General features: G+C 70.7%; 16 protein-coding genes. 7 read left to right on the forward strand and 9 right to left on the reverse strand.

Annotated features, from left to right (window positions below; genetic code table 11):
- Positions 1-89: 89 nt before the first annotated feature.
- The 3 genes from map to ACIBSV_RS07885 form a co-directional block, all read right to left on the reverse strand.
- The gene (map, locus tag ACIBSV_RS07875) at positions 90-857 is read right to left on the reverse strand and encodes a type I methionyl aminopeptidase (RefSeq protein ID WP_395860371.1); all 768 of its coding nucleotides are present in this window, start codon (positions 855-857) and stop codon (positions 90-92) included.
- 55 nt (positions 858-912) lie between these two features.
- Entirely contained in the window at positions 913-1398 is a 486-nt protein-coding gene (locus tag ACIBSV_RS07880; RefSeq protein ID WP_395860373.1) for an MFS transporter, read from the reverse strand.
- A gap of 192 nt (positions 1399-1590) precedes the next feature.
- Positions 1591-2097, reverse strand: a complete 507-nt coding sequence (locus ACIBSV_RS07885; RefSeq protein WP_395860375.1) for a MarR family winged helix-turn-helix transcriptional regulator — start codon at positions 2095-2097, stop codon at positions 1591-1593.
- Between the two features lie 387 nt (positions 2098-2484).
- Here ACIBSV_RS07885 and ACIBSV_RS07890 point away from each other — a divergent pair, with 387 nt between their 5' ends.
- Together ACIBSV_RS07890 and ACIBSV_RS07895 are read left to right on the forward strand one after the other, a co-directional pair.
- On the forward strand, positions 2485-3639 hold the full coding sequence (locus ACIBSV_RS07890; RefSeq protein ID WP_395860377.1) for an MFS transporter: 1155 nt from the start codon (positions 2485-2487) through the stop codon (positions 3637-3639).
- A 155-nt stretch (positions 3640-3794) separates the two neighbouring features.
- Positions 3795-4172 carry an aldo/keto reductase gene (locus ACIBSV_RS07895; RefSeq protein ID WP_395860965.1) on the forward strand — a complete coding sequence of 126 codons (378 nt, stop codon included), beginning with the start codon at positions 3795-3797 and terminating at the stop codon, positions 4170-4172.
- A 286-nt stretch (positions 4173-4458) separates the two neighbouring features.
- Here the strand turns inward: ACIBSV_RS07895 and ACIBSV_RS07900 are convergent, their stop codons facing one another.
- Entirely contained in the window at positions 4459-5547 is a 1089-nt protein-coding gene (locus ACIBSV_RS07900; protein ID WP_395860967.1) for a methyltransferase domain-containing protein, read from the reverse strand.
- Positions 5548-5757: 210 nt separating this feature from the next.
- Positions 5758-5913: a hypothetical protein gene (locus tag ACIBSV_RS07905; protein ID WP_395860378.1), complete on the reverse strand. Its 156-nt coding sequence runs from the start codon at positions 5911-5913 to the stop codon at positions 5758-5760.
- 217 nt (positions 5914-6130) lie between these two features.
- Between ACIBSV_RS07905 and ACIBSV_RS07910 the strand changes: the two genes are divergently transcribed.
- Together ACIBSV_RS07910 and ACIBSV_RS07915 are read left to right on the forward strand one after the other, a co-directional pair.
- Positions 6131-6712 carry an alpha/beta hydrolase gene (locus ACIBSV_RS07910; RefSeq protein ID WP_395860380.1) on the forward strand — a complete coding sequence of 194 codons (582 nt, stop codon included), beginning with the start codon at positions 6131-6133 and terminating at the stop codon, positions 6710-6712.
- A 792-nt stretch (positions 6713-7504) separates the two neighbouring features.
- The gene (locus tag ACIBSV_RS07915) at positions 7505-8140 is read left to right on the forward strand and encodes a hypothetical protein (protein ID WP_395860381.1); all 636 of its coding nucleotides are present in this window, start codon (positions 7505-7507) and stop codon (positions 8138-8140) included.
- A gap of 332 nt (positions 8141-8472) precedes the next feature.
- On the opposite strand, the gene ACIBSV_RS07920 is transcribed toward ACIBSV_RS07915, so the two are convergent.
- Both ACIBSV_RS07920 and ACIBSV_RS07925 read right to left on the reverse strand, forming a co-directional pair.
- On the reverse strand, positions 8473-9033 hold the full coding sequence (locus ACIBSV_RS07920; protein ID WP_395860383.1) for a GNAT family N-acetyltransferase: 561 nt from the start codon (positions 9031-9033) through the stop codon (positions 8473-8475).
- A 203-nt stretch (positions 9034-9236) separates the two neighbouring features.
- Positions 9237-9737 carry a MarR family winged helix-turn-helix transcriptional regulator gene (locus ACIBSV_RS07925; RefSeq protein ID WP_395860385.1) on the reverse strand — a complete coding sequence of 167 codons (501 nt, stop codon included), beginning with the start codon at positions 9735-9737 and terminating at the stop codon, positions 9237-9239.
- A gap of 63 nt (positions 9738-9800) precedes the next feature.
- On the opposite strand from ACIBSV_RS07925, the gene ACIBSV_RS07930 reads away from it, so the two are divergent.
- Positions 9801-10511, forward strand: coding sequence for a class I SAM-dependent methyltransferase (locus tag ACIBSV_RS07930; protein ID WP_395860969.1), 711 nt, complete (start codon positions 9801-9803; stop codon positions 10509-10511).
- A gap of 313 nt (positions 10512-10824) precedes the next feature.
- Here the strand turns inward: ACIBSV_RS07930 and ACIBSV_RS07935 are convergent, their stop codons facing one another.
- Positions 10825-11256, reverse strand: coding sequence for an ester cyclase (locus ACIBSV_RS07935; RefSeq protein WP_395860387.1), 432 nt, complete (start codon positions 11254-11256; stop codon positions 10825-10827).
- Between the two features lie 663 nt (positions 11257-11919).
- On the opposite strand from ACIBSV_RS07935, the gene ACIBSV_RS07940 reads away from it, so the two are divergent.
- Both ACIBSV_RS07940 and ACIBSV_RS07945 read left to right on the forward strand, forming a co-directional pair.
- Positions 11920-12582: an NADPH-dependent F420 reductase gene (locus tag ACIBSV_RS07940; protein WP_395860388.1), complete on the forward strand. Its 663-nt coding sequence runs from the start codon at positions 11920-11922 to the stop codon at positions 12580-12582.
- A 62-nt stretch (positions 12583-12644) separates the two neighbouring features.
- Complete coding sequence (locus ACIBSV_RS07945; protein ID WP_395860390.1) at positions 12645-13079, forward strand: hypothetical protein; 435 nt, start codon at positions 12645-12647, stop codon at positions 13077-13079.
- A gap of 483 nt (positions 13080-13562) precedes the next feature.
- Here the strand turns inward: ACIBSV_RS07945 and ACIBSV_RS07950 are convergent, their stop codons facing one another.
- Positions 13563-13949: a hypothetical protein gene (locus ACIBSV_RS07950; protein WP_395860391.1), complete on the reverse strand. Its 387-nt coding sequence runs from the start codon at positions 13947-13949 to the stop codon at positions 13563-13565.
- Between the last annotated feature and the right edge of the window lie 69 nt (positions 13950-14018).

Below are 14018 nucleotides of genomic sequence, written 5' to 3' on the forward strand. Positions count from 1 at the left end.
GCGTCGGCGGCCGGCAGGGCCTGTACGCCCACCACCGATTCGTATCGAACACGCGGGTCTGCTGGCGGGACGGCGCGCCCTCCGGATGATCAGGGCAGGGTCAGAATGCGGGGGCCCTCTTCCGTGATGGCGACCGTGTGCTCGATGTGGGCCGCACGGCTGCCGTCAACGGTGTACAGGGTCCAGCCGTCGGGGCCGACGCGATAGTCGTTGTGTCCGCCGGCCATGAGCATGGGTTCGATGGCGAGGGTCAGGCCGTGGCGGAGGGGGAAGCCGCGGCGGGCGCGTCCTCGATTGGGGACGTCGGGGTCTTCGTGCATGCGGCGGCCGATGCCGTGACCGCCGAAGTCGGTGGGCATGCCGCAGCGTGCCGATCGGGCGACGTTGCCGATGGCGTGGGAGATGTCGCCGATGCGGTTGCCGGCTTTGGCCGCGGCGATGCCGGCGTCGAGAGCGCGCTGGGTGGCGTTGATCAGGTCCACGTCGGCGGGTCGTGGGGTGCCGACGGTGAAGCTGATGGCGGCGTCGCCGGTCCAGCCGTCGAGTTCCGCTCCGCAGTCGACGCCGACCAGGTCACCGTCCCGCAGGCGGTAGTCGGTGGGGATGCCGTGCACGATGGCGTCGTTGACCGACGTGCAGATCACCGCGGGGAATGGGGTGGGGGCGAAGGAGGGCAGGTAGCCGAGGAAGGGTGAGCGTGCCCCGGCTTCACTCAGGACGGCGCGGGCCGCTTCGTCCAGTTCCCGCAGGGACACCCCGACGCCGGCGGCTTCCCGGGCGGCGGCGAGGGCGTGGGCCACCACCCGCCCGGCTTCCCGCATCGCGTCCAGGTCCGTATCGGTCTTGATCTCCACCATGTCCTGCGTCTCCATGTCTCACGTGCGGAATCCAATTCTTATACCGGTATTAGTATCACGCACAAGACGAGACTCCTTCGCACCCCGGGGGACGACAGCGCGAAGAGTGTTCGACGCGCGGACGCTTCGTGCCCGGGGCGAGGCGGAACAGGTCTGACCGGCAAGCGCGTTCACCGTGGTCGGGTCGCCGCCGAGGGGCTCGGCGCATCGTGCGGATGATCGGCCGCGATCTGCGACTCGACGTGCCGCCGGCCGGTGCGATACCGCGCACGGCGGCGCCCGGCGAGACCGACGGCGACCCCCGCCCGGCCGCGGCGCCGGCGAGGCCGAAGAGGATCAGGCCGGCCACCAGCGTGGGTTTGCGGCCCAGGCGGTCGCCGACGGCACCGAGCGGCTGCAGGAGCGCGGCCAGGCTCAGGGTGTAGATGTCGATGATCCACAGGATGGTGCCCTGGGACGCGTCGAACTCGACGGCCAAGTCGGGCTGGGCCACGTTGAGCCCGGAGACCGAGGCGATCACCGCCATCAGCGCGACGCACACGGCGATCAGGATCGTGCGGCGCTGCCGCGCGTCCGGCCCGTTGTCGCCGGGGACAGGGGCGGGGGCGGGGACACCGGATGGGTCGGCGCTCGAAGGACATGCGGGGCGCGGCACGGAAAGGCGCACGCGGGACGGTCGATTAGGTGGCCGTGGGCCGTCCGGGGGCGCCGGGAGCGACCGCCCGGGCGGCCGTCACTTGATGCTGGTGTCGCCGAGAGCTTCGAGCACCCGACGGAGGCTGTCGGCGGAGTTCTCGACCACGTCACGGTCCACGTCCGCGAGCAGCCGCGCGTAGCTCGCCAGATGGTCGGCGAACAGAGCCCGGGTGACCTCGTGCCCGCGCTCGGTGAGGTGGATCTTGACGGTGCGCCGGTCCTCCCCGTCGCGCACGCGTTCCACCAGGCCCTTGGCCTCCATCTTGTCGATGCGGTTGGTGATCGTGCCGGAGGACACCATGGACGCCTTGAGGAAGGTCCCGGCAGTGAGGGCGTACGGCGGTCCGGAGCGCTGCAGCGTGGTGAGGACGTCGAACTCGCCGACATCCAAGCCGTGTTTGACGGCGCTTGCCTTGACCGACTTCTCGACCACCAGGGCCAGCCGCTGGATGCGCCCGAAGAGCTGCACCGTCCAGAGCTCATCCACCACGTCGGGGCGCTCCTCGGCCCACTGACCGATGATCGCGTCCACGGCATCGCTCATCGTCGTCACGCCTCTCGACACAGACTCTCTCGGTACGGACTCTCTCGGTACGGACTCTCTCGGTAGGAACTCTACCAGTAATAACTCTCTTAGATTCGAGATACTTGACCTTGGGAGAGTCGAATGCTTGTATGTAGCTATTGAGATTGTCGGATCCGAGCGGTGCGCCGCCCGAATCGCTCTCCCGACTTCACCGCCGCTCCCCCGCCGACAACCGCCGACCACCCCCGCCGACCACTCCGCCTTCCGGAGGCTGCCGTGTCCCCGCACGCCCAAACCCGTCCCGGCCCCCGCCACACCGCACCGACGAAGCCCCTCGCCTCCACCCCGATCCGGCCGTCCGTCACGTCGTCGGCCGCCGCGCCCGCTTCGCGTCGAGTACCGGTCATGTGGCTTGCGTTGCTGGCCACCCCGATCGCCGCAAGCGCCAACAGCCCGGTCCTGATCCTTCCCGACACGGCCGACTCGCTCGGCGTCCGTACGGCCACCGCGACCTGGCTCGTCACCGTCTTCGCCTGGGCCATGGCGGTCGGCACCCCGCTGATGGCCAACCTGCTGCGCCGCCGCGGCCTGGGCACCACGCTCAAGCTGAGCGCCGCCCTGATCGTGACCGGCACCGCGGTCCTCGCCGCGGCACCCTGGCTGCCGGTGGCCATGGCGGGCCGGGCGGCCCAGGCCGCAGGCGGCGCGGGCCTGGTCACCGCGGCGATGAGCCTGGCGGGCTCGGTCCGCCGAATGGGCGTGATCACGGCAGGCTTCGGAACGCTGGGGGCGGTCGGCCCGCTGCTCGGCTCGACCATCGCGGACATCGCCTCGTGGCGACTGTCCATGGCCGTCGGCACGCTCGCCCTCCTCGCCCTGCCGGCGGTCATGCGCCGCGCCGACCTGTCCACACCGCGGCGCAGCACCCCGTTCGACGGTCGGGGCGCCGCCCTGCTGGTCCTGACCGCGACGGCCCTGGTACTCATTCCGCGCTACCCGATCCCCGCGGTCGCCGCCTCACTGGCAACGGGCGCGCTGCTGGCCCTGCACACCAGGTCCAACCCCACGGGCTTCGTACCGGCGGCACTGCTGCGCACCCGCGCCTTCGTCCTCTCCGCCGCGCTCGCCTGCGCCTTCGCGACCTCGTACTTCACGCTGCTCTTCACCGTCCCGCAGTTGCTGCGCGACCGCACCGACTGGTCGGCCTCCACCATCGGCACGAGCCAGTTGGCCGCTCTCCTCACCGGTTCGGCACTCGCCATGCTGCTGGCTGCGGTGTCGGCTCGGATGAGTCGCCCCCGGGTCCTGACCATCCTGCTCACCGTCGGCGCGCTCGCTCCGCTCACCGCCGCTCTGACCCCGTGGGCGCCGCTGCTCCTGTTGGTCGCGACGCTGGCCGTCTTCACCGCGGGCGCGGGCCAGGCCACGCTCGCGGTGTACGCGACCGCAGCCGCGCCGGCCACCCAACGCCCCACCGCGATAGGCCTGTTCAACCTCTGCTACCAGCTCGGCGGCGCCTTCGGCCCGGCGATCGCAGCCGCGATCACACTGGGCGGCTGAACCACCACCCCCGATCCACTCCGGCCCTGCACCGCGCGGCACCGTACCCATGGGCGAGTTCGCGCCACCCAGGAGCCCGAAGCCTCGCAGGCGCACTCCCTCCACCGGCTCGCAACCACCGGGAACGACTCACCGGCAAGTACAGCCGCGACGACCTGACCGGGGCGAACACCGCATCCGGCGACGGCACCCGCAAGAGCCTCACCATCGCCAACGGGGCGCTCACCGAACGCAATCTCGCCATCGTGGACGTCGTGAAGGAGGTCGCCACGGAACTGGGCCGCACACCCGCCCAGGTCGGACTGGCCTGGACCCTGCGGAACCCGGGCGTGACGCCACCAACCATCGGCGCCCGAACGCCCGCGCAACTGGAGGGCAATCCGGGCGCCTTGGAGGTCGACTTCACCACGGCCCAACCGGCCCGCCTCGACGAGGCCGGCGCGATCGAACTCGGCTTCCCGCACGAGATGTTCGCCGGTGACGTGGCACGCACGCTGATCCGCGGCGACCTGAAGGTGGAAACCCGCCGCTGATACCCGATCGAGGGCGGTCCCATACGGACCTGCCCTCGATCGTGTGCGGCCCGCTACGCCTTGTGCCGAGATGCACGCGACGCCGGAGGCCGCGCCGTACAGGTCGAGCACGGACCGGTCGGTTCGACCCGCCGGCGGCATCAGGGCACGCACGGGTGCGCCTCATCAGGGCAGGTCCCGAGCACGGGTCGGGTTTGCCTTGACGCCGCGACAACGTCCACCGTTTCCGGCGGGCCGGCTCCCTGCGGCGTTCTCTCGCACGATGGGCGTTCTCACGCAGGATGGTTCAGGCTACGAGGAGGCGCAGGCCGAGCTCCGCCGCGTCGAGGGCGACGAGTTCGCCGTTGCGTTCGACCCACCGGCCCGAGGAAAGGTCGTCGCGGAGTCTGTCCACCGCCCGCTGCTCGGCCTCCGGCCCGACTCTGGTCCATACCGATATCGCGCGGCGCACGTGTTCCTCCAGGTACGCCTCGGGGCGGCGCCAGTACGCCTCGAAGAAGCCGTCGGCACAGTCCCACGGGATGAGCACCGGCTCCAGGCGGGCCCCGATCACTTTGGCCAACTCGACCACCGATGGCCGGTCGGCGACCAGGCCGGCGACCTCGGGCAGGTAGTCGCGGGTGAGCCAGAACCGGTGCAGCCAGCCGGTGTCACTGGCGTCGTGCGTGAACACCACCACGCGGCGGGCCACGCGGCGCATCTCGCGCAGCCCGGCGATCGGGTCGTGCCAGTGATGAACGGTGCTGAACGCCATCGCGGCGTCGAAGGACTGGTCCTCGAACGGGAGGTTCTCTGCACTGGCGGTCACGCACGGCGCCGCGCCCGCGGGACGCTGGGCCCGCATGACCGCCGACGGTTCCACCGCCGTGACGTCGCGGTCGGGAGGTTCGTAGGAGCCGGTGCCGGCACCGACGTTCAGCACCGTCCGTGCGTCCCCGAGCGCATCCCACACCCTCTCGGCGATTCGCGGCTCGGTGCGCCGCGTCGCCGGGTAGGCGGACCCGATGGCTTCGTACAACTGCACGCCGAACACTTTCAGTTGTTCCTCGGGCGTCGTCCTGATCCCCATTGCCCGTGCCTCCAGTTCCCTGTCTATGGCCGTCACCATGGCGGCGGCGCGGTCGCGCTGCTCCGACAACAGGCCGCGCAGCCGGTGCAGATGGGCAACCGCGTCGGTGGTCGGGTCGTCGACCAGATCCGCGATCTCGCGCAGTCCGAACCCCAGCCGCCGATAGGCGAGCACCTCCCGCAACCGCTCCACGTCGCCCGCCGAGTAGGCCCGGTACCCGGCCGCGGTACGCGCGGACGGCCGCACGAGGTCGATCTCGTCATAGTGATGCAGCGTGCGGACGCTCACGCCGGCCAGCTCGGCCACACGTCCCACGGTCAGGTGCTCTTCCACGCCACCGACAATGCGGCATGACGCCACGTGAGGGTCAAGCACCTGGCTCCGATACCGCGCGCGGCGCGGCCGGTTCGACGAGCAGTCCGCCATGGGCGACAGGACCGGCCGGGGCCCGGCGCTCGACGACCTGCCGGTCACCGCATCTCTGCGTTTCGGGGATGCCGGGGCGTACAAAGGCGGTCATCGTGTGCGCGTGACGGCCGTCCTCGTCCCGAAGACCGCGACCACCAGGTCTGCGACGAATCGGTCCGGGTCGTCCAGCCCGGCTGCGGCCAGGATCTCCCGCCCACCGGCCGGCAGGTGCGGGATGGCGCCGTGCAGGGCCAGGGTGAGCACGGTCGCGCTCCCGCATCACCGGCAGCCCGGTCGATCGCGAGGCTTGCGCGAAGGACTCGAAGTCGGCGGCGGCGATCTCGTCCAGGAGTACGGCCGGCCACGGCTTGCGGGCCGCCTCGGAGCGGAGTTCGACGTACGCGAGCATCCGTGACCTGCCCGGGCCAGCCACGTTCGCCAGCAGGGCATCCACCGCTTCGCGAACCGGGGTTGGGTGTGCGTGAGCGCGAACTACCGTCTGCGCCCCGCAGCGCAACACCCCGACCACCTGATCGACCTGAAGAAGGTCATCGCGTGGGTACGTGCCCACGCCCACGAGTACGGAGCCGACCCGGACACGCTTGTCGTCTCCGGGAGTTCGGCGGGCGGCCACATGGCGGCGCCGGCCGCGCTCACACCGGGCGACCCGGCGTACCAGCCCGGCTTCGCGGACGCCGACACCTCCGTCACCGCGGCGATCAGCCTCAACGGCTACCACGGCGGCTACTTCGACCGGGACGACGAGTCGTCGCCGGTGTTCCATGTCCGCCCCGACGCACCGCCGTTCCTGATCGTGCATGGCGACGCCGACACCATGGTCCCGGTCGAGAACGCCCGCGCCTTCACCAATGCGCTGCGCTCCGTGTCGTGCAACCCGGTGGTCTACGCCGAACTCCCGGGCGCACAGCACGCCTTCGACCTGTTCCGCTCGGTCCGCTTCGAAGCGGTCGTCGACGCGACCGAGGAGTTCGTCGCGTGGGTGCGCGAACAACCCGCCGCCGCCTCGGGAGGCATCCGGCGGAACGTCGCTGCGGAGAACTGAAAGCGGCCGAATTCCCCGTGCGCCTCGGCCTACGTCGGCCCCGCGTACCACGTAGAACGCCGCATACGCCGCATGCGCCGCCACGGGTTCAGCGCCGTGTGATGGGTGATCGGCCCCGCTGTTCCGGCACGCTCACTCTGGAGACCGAGGACCGAGCGGTCGTCGTCCGCACCGACCGGATCGTCCTGCGCGAGAACATCGTCCGAGACCCGAAACAGGGCTGCACCCGGCGGGGTTGGATCGTGCTCAGCAAGGCGCCCGGCGGCAAACTCAAGTACGACTACTACACGGTCTTCCCGAACACCGGTAACGCCGTGGTGCATTCGGCGGGACTCCTCACACGCGGCACCGCCTCGAACCGACCGACGGCCGATCGGGCGCCGGAAGCCGAGCGGATGCCCGGTCGGTGTCGTTTGCGCCGGCGGGAAGTGTGCACGGAGGGGCATCGCCGCGTCACAGGCGAACCCCGGCTCGACAACAGCCCGCTCGACCCGACGCTGATCGGCGGCAACACGATCGACGCGACCATGCGCGAGGGGCACCCGTACCGTATCGAGGCGGCCGGAGCCCGATACCTCAGGGGTCGGGTCGAGTCGGCAGCGCCTCGATCGCTTCGTCCATGCGGCTGTTCCCGCAGACGAGTTGGGTCGGTGGGTTCCAGGCCCGGCGATCGCTGCCACCGGCCCGGACCCACCAGGGCGGTCACCTTCACCTCGCGCGCCGAGCATCCGGCACCAGGGCCACCCCCGGCCTGTGCGATCCTTTGGGCCACTGGCTTCGGGAGGGGAAACCATGGGGCATGTCCTCGTCAGGTTGACCGGGTTCGACGTGACCTTGGTTCCGTACTGGCCCTATACCTTCGAGCGCGCCTCCGCCGCCGGTGAGGGGGCGGTGCGTGTGACGAAGTGGGAGGGGAGCGTCCCGCTCTCCGCGCTCGTCACCCCCTCCGCCGGTACGCCGGACATCGCGCTGAACAATGCGCGGAGCACGGACGAAGTCGTGGACGTCCTGCCCGGGCCCGCGCACCGTAACTGGCGCATCGAGACGTCCCCCTACTCGGTGGCGTGGCCCGAAGGGTTCACGATCGAGCCCTCGGATCAGGGCGCGATGCCCTTCTTTCTGCTTGGTCCGCACGATGCCGCGATCTACATCCAGGGCCCCAGCTCGCACGAACACATGCCGCCGCTCACGGAGTTCGTCGGCCCCGGCCAGACGATCGTCGACCACCGCAGGGCACGCGGGTGCGAGGTCGTCGAAGTCGCCTACCACCACGAAGGCGTCGACTGGCGACAGACCCACCGTCTCGTCGCCCTCTCCCCCACCATGAGCCTCGTCGTGACGGCCCAATCGCCGGCCACTCAAGCCCGTGAGGTCAGCCTTGCCGGCGAACGAGTCGCCCTCTCCGTGACACCTCGCGCCGACGCCTGATCCGGACCGCCGCCGAGTTCTCAACGGCGGGGAATACCAGGTCCCGGAACCGCGGTTCGCCGCGCGCGAAACCGCACGTTTCGCCGAGGACGCACCGCTTCGCCGTCGCACCGGCCCGCCACCGGCGCGCCCGGAAGGGCCTTCGTGGCAACGCGCGTTCAGGTCGTACGCTCACCTTGTCCGGAGCGTTGCGGTCGTCGGGCTCGGGCGGCTTCTCCCCGGTGGGCGCCGGGCTACCGACCCGACTTGCCGGTCGAGCGTGATGGGCGGTGCGGCGCGTGTCATGGACCGTCCGGCCCAGTCCGTGCGGAAGGAGCCGGGCTCGATCGCCGTCACGCGGATCCCGATGTTGTTCGTGCCGTCTCGGCGGTGATGGCCCAGCGCTCGTGGTCCCTCCACTCGCCGTTGATGTATTGGAAAGCGATCGAGTAGCCCTCGCGCCGGAAGCCCAGGCGTTCGACGAGATTGAGCGAAGAGGTGTTGTCCGGCTGGATGTTCGCCTCCAACCGGTGCAGTTCCAGCGCCCCGAAGGCCAACTGGATGACGAGCCTCAGCCCTTCGGTCATATAGCCACGGCCGGTTGTCGAGGCGTAGGCGGTATAGCCGAGAGTTCCGCTCTGGAGGGCTCCCCTGACGACGTTGTTGATGTTGACGCCGCCCACGATCGCGCCGGTGTCACGGAGGCAGATCACGAAGCCCTCATGAGTGGGCTGCTCGAACCGCGCGAGGTAGCTCTCGAACGCGTCCACCGTGGTGTCGCGGGCTCCCAGCCAACGGCGAAGCATGTCCGCGCTGTCCTGGGTCAGCGCCGTGTGCTCGTCGTAGTCCTGACGGCAGACGTGGCGGATGGCCACGCGCTGCCCTTGCGAGAGGTAGCCGGTGTTTTTTGCCATCCGGGGAGCCTATGCGGCCTGCGCACAGGGTTTGCAATGCCTTGTTGTACTTCGTCGACTCGAGGGCCGGGAGCGCCGGGTAATCCCGGTGGGAGACGCTTCGCGTTGCCCGACCACACCGCCGCGAATGCCTACGCCTGACCCGCCGCGGCGCAGCAGGTTGCGCGGGACACCGACCGTGTCATGTGCGGTGAATCCGCTGTTCACTGCGGAGGTTGAGGGGCGGGCACGCCGTCGCATCCCGGCGCGGGTGTGGTGCCGCGTAGGCGGGCGGTGACCGTGGCGATGGTCGCCGTGAACCCTGCCAGGTGAGCCTCGGGGATGTCCGCGAACAGGGCGGCGGCCATGACGTCGCGGCCTTCGCGCAGGTGGGTGACGACGGCGGTGCCGTGGTCGGTGAGCCGGACCATCGTGGCGCGGCGGTCGGTGGGGTGGGGCACGCGTTCGACGTGGCCGTCGGTTTCGAGGGCGTCGAGGAGGCCGGTGACGTTGCGCGGAGTCACGCCGAGGGCGTCGGCGAGGGCGCGTTGGGTCATCGGGCCGTGGTGGAGCAGGACCCACAGGAGGCGCGCTCGGGCGGCGGTGAGGCCGTGGGCGTCGATGCCGTGGGTCATCAAACTGCCCAGGACTTCGGCGAGTTCGAACAGCCGGTCCAGGGACACATCCGCCGTGGCCTTTCCGGCGTTATCGTGAATAGAGTTCACTATGTACTCCCTCCCACATCAAGGATAGCGGCCGGATGGCGGCGGCCGGGAAGGTGGTGGTCGATCGTGTACGAGACCAAGGCGTCGGCGAGGTCGGTGCGCAGACCGGTGTTCGCGCGGTTCTACGCGAAGGTGGCCGGTCCGGGTCTGGAGAAGGCGGGGGTCGGTGAGCACCGCAGGCGGTTGTTGGCCGGCCTGACCGGTGAGGTGCTGGAGATCGGCGCGGGGCATGGTGCGAACTTCGAGCACTACCCGCCGTCGGTGGCACGGGTCGCGGCGGTCGAGCCGGAGCCGCGGCTGCGGGCGCTTGCGGTCGAGGCCGCCCGAGCCGGCGCGGTCCCGGTCGACGTCGGGGGCGGCTTGGCCGACGAATTGCCGTTCCAGGACGAGTCGTTCGACGCGGTCGTGTTCTGTCTGACGCTGTGTTCGGTGCCGGACCCGCATGCGGCGCTTCGGGAGGGGTACCGGGTGCTGCGGCCGGGCGGGCAACTGCGGTTCTTCGAACACGTCCAAGCGGGCGGTGCGCGGATGCGGCGGGTGCAACGCGTTGTGGACGCGACCGTGTGGCCGCTGCTGTGCGGTGGCTGTCATACCGGACGCGACACCGAGGCCGCGATTCGCCGGGCCGGCTTCACCGTCACCGAAATGGACCGCTTCGCGTTCCCGAACACCCGGATCCCGACGCCCGCCGCCACTCACATCCTCGGCACCGCTGTACGTCCACCCGGTCCGGGTGACGGCGACCCGGGGGCCGTGGAGGAGGGCGAGGCATGAGGACCGGGGCTGCGGGATCCGTCGAGTAAGCCGGGCGGACCCGTCGGAGCTACGGGCGCGCACGCGGACGCGGATGTGCGCGGGCACGGGCAGGACACGGGCACGGGCACGGGCACGGGCACGGTACCGAGCACGCGGTCACACCGAGTGTCCGCACGTAGCCGCGGATGGTCGAGGCACAGCGGTGCGTGGGCGCAAGCAGCCGTGCCTCCGGCGCGCCCCAACCGCGACCGGGCGTGCCCTGCGCCCGTGCCGCCCCCTCGCGCGTCGAACGCCCGAGCGCGGGCCCGGGCCGCCGGCGCGCGCTGCCGGATCAACCCGCGGTCGCGGGCGCCAACCCCAGTTGATCGAGGAACGCCAACTGGTCGAAGTACAGCCGATAGTCGACGATCCGTCCGTCCTCGACCGTCCCGGCGTCGCAGCCGTGGATGCGGACCGGTTTGCCGGTCGCCGGAAGCATCTCGCCGTCGGGGAGCTTCAGCGGGCCGGTGTTGGTCCCGTGGAACCACCCTTCGTCGATTGCGGTATCACCTACTTCGTACTCGTGTTCATATTCGAACTCACCATCCGGTACGGCGACGGCGAACTCGACCATGTACTCCGCGATCGCGTCACGGCCGCGGAAATTGCCTTCCGGCGTCGTGGCCACGGCGTCTTCCGCGAAACAGTCCGCGATGGACTTGACGTCCTTGGACTTCGTCATCGCCTCGGTGAGCCGGTCCATGGCCTCACGTGCCTGTCCCATGACCTACCTCCTGTAGGTTCGGCCCCCACCACCATGATCCTCCTCAAAGGTGAGGACGGCCGTCGCCGACGCATTCATGGGCCTCGTGAGCCGCGGGGCTGCCGTCCCCCGGGCGGCGGGCACGGGTCTCCCGCCTCGGCTACGCGGCCGATCGCGCCGACGGGCCGTCTCCCACGCGGCCACGTCATCGCGCCCGACAGGGATGTCGTCGCGCCCGGCCGGGACGAGTGAGCCGGCCCTGACGGATCGGCGGAGCCCTGGCGCGTCCGCAAGCGCCGGGTGGACGGACGCAGCCACGACCGCGAGTCCGCGCGGATTCGGCGAGCGCATCGGGGTGGGCCGACGCCGTCCGCCGACACATCGCGCGCAGCGTGACACCGGCCGCCCAGGCCCGCCCGACGGACGCGACCGCGGCCCGCCCAAGAGCTGATCACACGGATCGGCGTCCTGGCCGGGCCACAGTGGCGCACGATCGCGCACTCGGTGAATTCGGGTCTGTCCGGCGACGTTGCGCAGTGTCCTGCGGGCGCGGTGAACAGCGCGCCCACGCCGACGATCCCGGCGCCGCGTTCGTGTCGCGCATCCGGTCCGCCGGGGAATGCGATGTCGTCTCGCGGGGTTCCGGCATGCGCGACACTCGATACCGCACGCACTGGAGCGTTCATGAAGATCGGCATCATCGGCGCCGGCAACATCGGCGGCAACCTGACGCGTCGGCTCGCCTCCCTCGGACACGAGGTGTCCGTGGCCAACTCCCGCGGCCCCGAGACGCTGACGGCCCTCGCCGAGGAGACCGGCGCCACCCCCGTCACCGTGGCCGAGGCGGCCCGAGACGCCGAAATCGTCGTGGTCACCGTCCCGCTGAAGAACGTGCCCGACCTACCGGCCGGCCTCCTCGACGAAGCCGCCGAGGGCTTCACCGTGATCGACACCAACAACTACTACCCGCGGCAGCGCGACGGCCGGATCGCCGCCATCGAGGACGAGGGTCTGACCGAGAGCCGCTGGGTCGAGAAGCAGCTCGGACACCCGGTGATCAAAGCCTTCAACGGCACCTACGCCCAGGACCTCCTGGAAAGGCCCCTCCCGGCCGGACGGCCCGACCGCATGGCCCTGCCGGTAGCGGGCGACGACGAGTCGGCCAAGAACGTCGTCCGAGCCCTGATCGACGAGCTCGGCTTCGACTCCGTGGACGCGGGCGGCCTCGACGACTCCTGGCGCCAGCAGCCCGATACCCCCGTCTACGGCCTGCGCGCCGGCATCGAAGCGGTCACCAAGGCCCTGGCCGAGGCCGACCCGGAGCGCAAGGAGTCCTTCCGCGGCTGAGGCCGGTCCCCCCATGAGGGCATGAGGGCAACGGCGGGTTTTCCTGACGGTACGGTCGCCGGGTGAAGTCGACGAGGTCGAGCGAGTGTCCGTTGCACGGGGTCGGTGTGCGTCCCGAGTACCTGGTGGGGCGGCGTCTCGAGCAAGTGCTCGCTTCCTGGCACCTGTACGGCGCGGAGGCTCCGTCCGGCCCGCTGGACGTGTGGCTGCTCGACAGCGAAGGCGTCGCCACCCACATCACGACCGGCTCGGACTGGTGCCTGATCGTGGAGACGTCGCCCCCCTTCGCGGCATACGACATGCGGGAGGTCGGCCGCGTCGAGGTGGCACCGATCGGTGGCGAGACCCCGTTCGCGGAGCACCTCGGCGAGACCATATCGGCAATCGACGAACAGCGAGACCCGTACACCGGGCGGCTCGCACTGGAGATCACTTTCGGCTCCGGTCGTGTCCGGTGCGAGACCTGGTCGGGGGACCTCCGCCTGTCCGGCAGCTGATCGGCACGCCGACATCTGCCAGGCCCGTGTGCGGATCTCGCCGTTGTTGCCGGTGCCCATCCGTGTCGAAGATGTGCACGGCGGGCGCGGCCGTGTCCGAGCCGCGCGTCGGCACCGCGAGTCGGTTCGAACGCCCGGCTGCCCAGCGCAGAGAACAGGCGGTGCCGAGATCGAAGCGGCCGGCTTCGATCTCGGCAAAGGGGCCGGCTCCGCTCCGGCCGGCGGCCACGTCGAGGAAGGACAAGCCGTCCCTGGACACGGCGGCGACGCGCGACCCGTCCGGACGGAGCGCGGCCATCGAGGCGGGCACGTACCAGCCCACCTCACGGGTACCGGCGTCCACGCAGATCGCGTCGGTTCCGAACAGACGGGTCCCGTCCGGCGACCAGACCGGGTTCTCGATCCACCGGCCGATGCCTTCCCGTACCTCGGCCCGCGTGTTCGGTGCGCCGGCGGGACGGGCTTCGCTGCCTGTTGCAGCGCTCAACGTCGGCGGGCGCGGTGGAGCGTGAAGATCAGTGCCGCGGAGGCGGCGACGATCAGGCCGACGAACGCCGGATGGATGTCCTTGGACAGGCTCTGCGCGCCGTCGGGCCGCACCATCCACACGGTGAGCGGGATCGCGAACGCGACGGTCACGATTACGGCTCCCGCCCGCACCGCCCGGTCGCGAACCCGAGTCAGGGCGCCGACCAGGGCCACCATGACCGGCACGCCGGCGATCAGCGCGAACTGACCCAGGACCATGACCGGAATCGCCCACGCGGAGACGGTCACCGCCCGCGGAATGCGCCGGGCCGCCGCGTTCCGCGGCGCCGCGTTCTCGGGGGACGTCGGCGAGGCCGACACGACGTTCGATGGAGCCGACATGACGCTCTCCTCGGATGCGAGTGGCCGGACGTACGGATCCCAAGGACCCGCACCACCAAGCTCGCTTAG

The organism is Embleya sp. NPDC050154 (assembly GCF_044460165.1).
In the GTDB taxonomy this organism is placed as follows: Bacteria; Actinomycetota; Actinomycetes; order Streptomycetales; family Streptomycetaceae; genus Embleya.

Coding starts and splice junctions, on each gene's coding strand:
- map (WP_395860371.1), bottom strand. CDS start 857: ATGGTGGAGATCAAGACCGATACGGACCTGGACGCGATGCGGGAAGCC.
- ACIBSV_RS07885 (WP_395860375.1), bottom strand. CDS start 2,097: ATGAGCGATGCCGTGGACGCGATCATCGGTCAGTGGGCCGAGGAGCGC.
- ACIBSV_RS07890 (WP_395860377.1), top strand. CDS start 2,485: ATGTGGCTTGCGTTGCTGGCCACCCCGATCGCCGCAAGCGCCAACAGC.
- ACIBSV_RS07915 (WP_395860381.1), top strand. CDS start 7,505: ATGGGGCATGTCCTCGTCAGGTTGACCGGGTTCGACGTGACCTTGGTT.
- ACIBSV_RS07920 (WP_395860383.1), bottom strand. CDS start 9,033: ATGGCAAAAAACACCGGCTACCTCTCGCAAGGGCAGCGCGTGGCCATC.
- ACIBSV_RS07935 (WP_395860387.1), bottom strand. CDS start 11,256: ATGGGACAGGCACGTGAGGCCATGGACCGGCTCACCGAGGCGATGACG.
- ACIBSV_RS07940 (WP_395860388.1), top strand. CDS start 11,920: ATGAAGATCGGCATCATCGGCGCCGGCAACATCGGCGGCAACCTGACG.
- ACIBSV_RS07950 (WP_395860391.1), bottom strand. CDS start 13,949: ATGTCGGCTCCATCGAACGTCGTGTCGGCCTCGCCGACGTCCCCCGAG.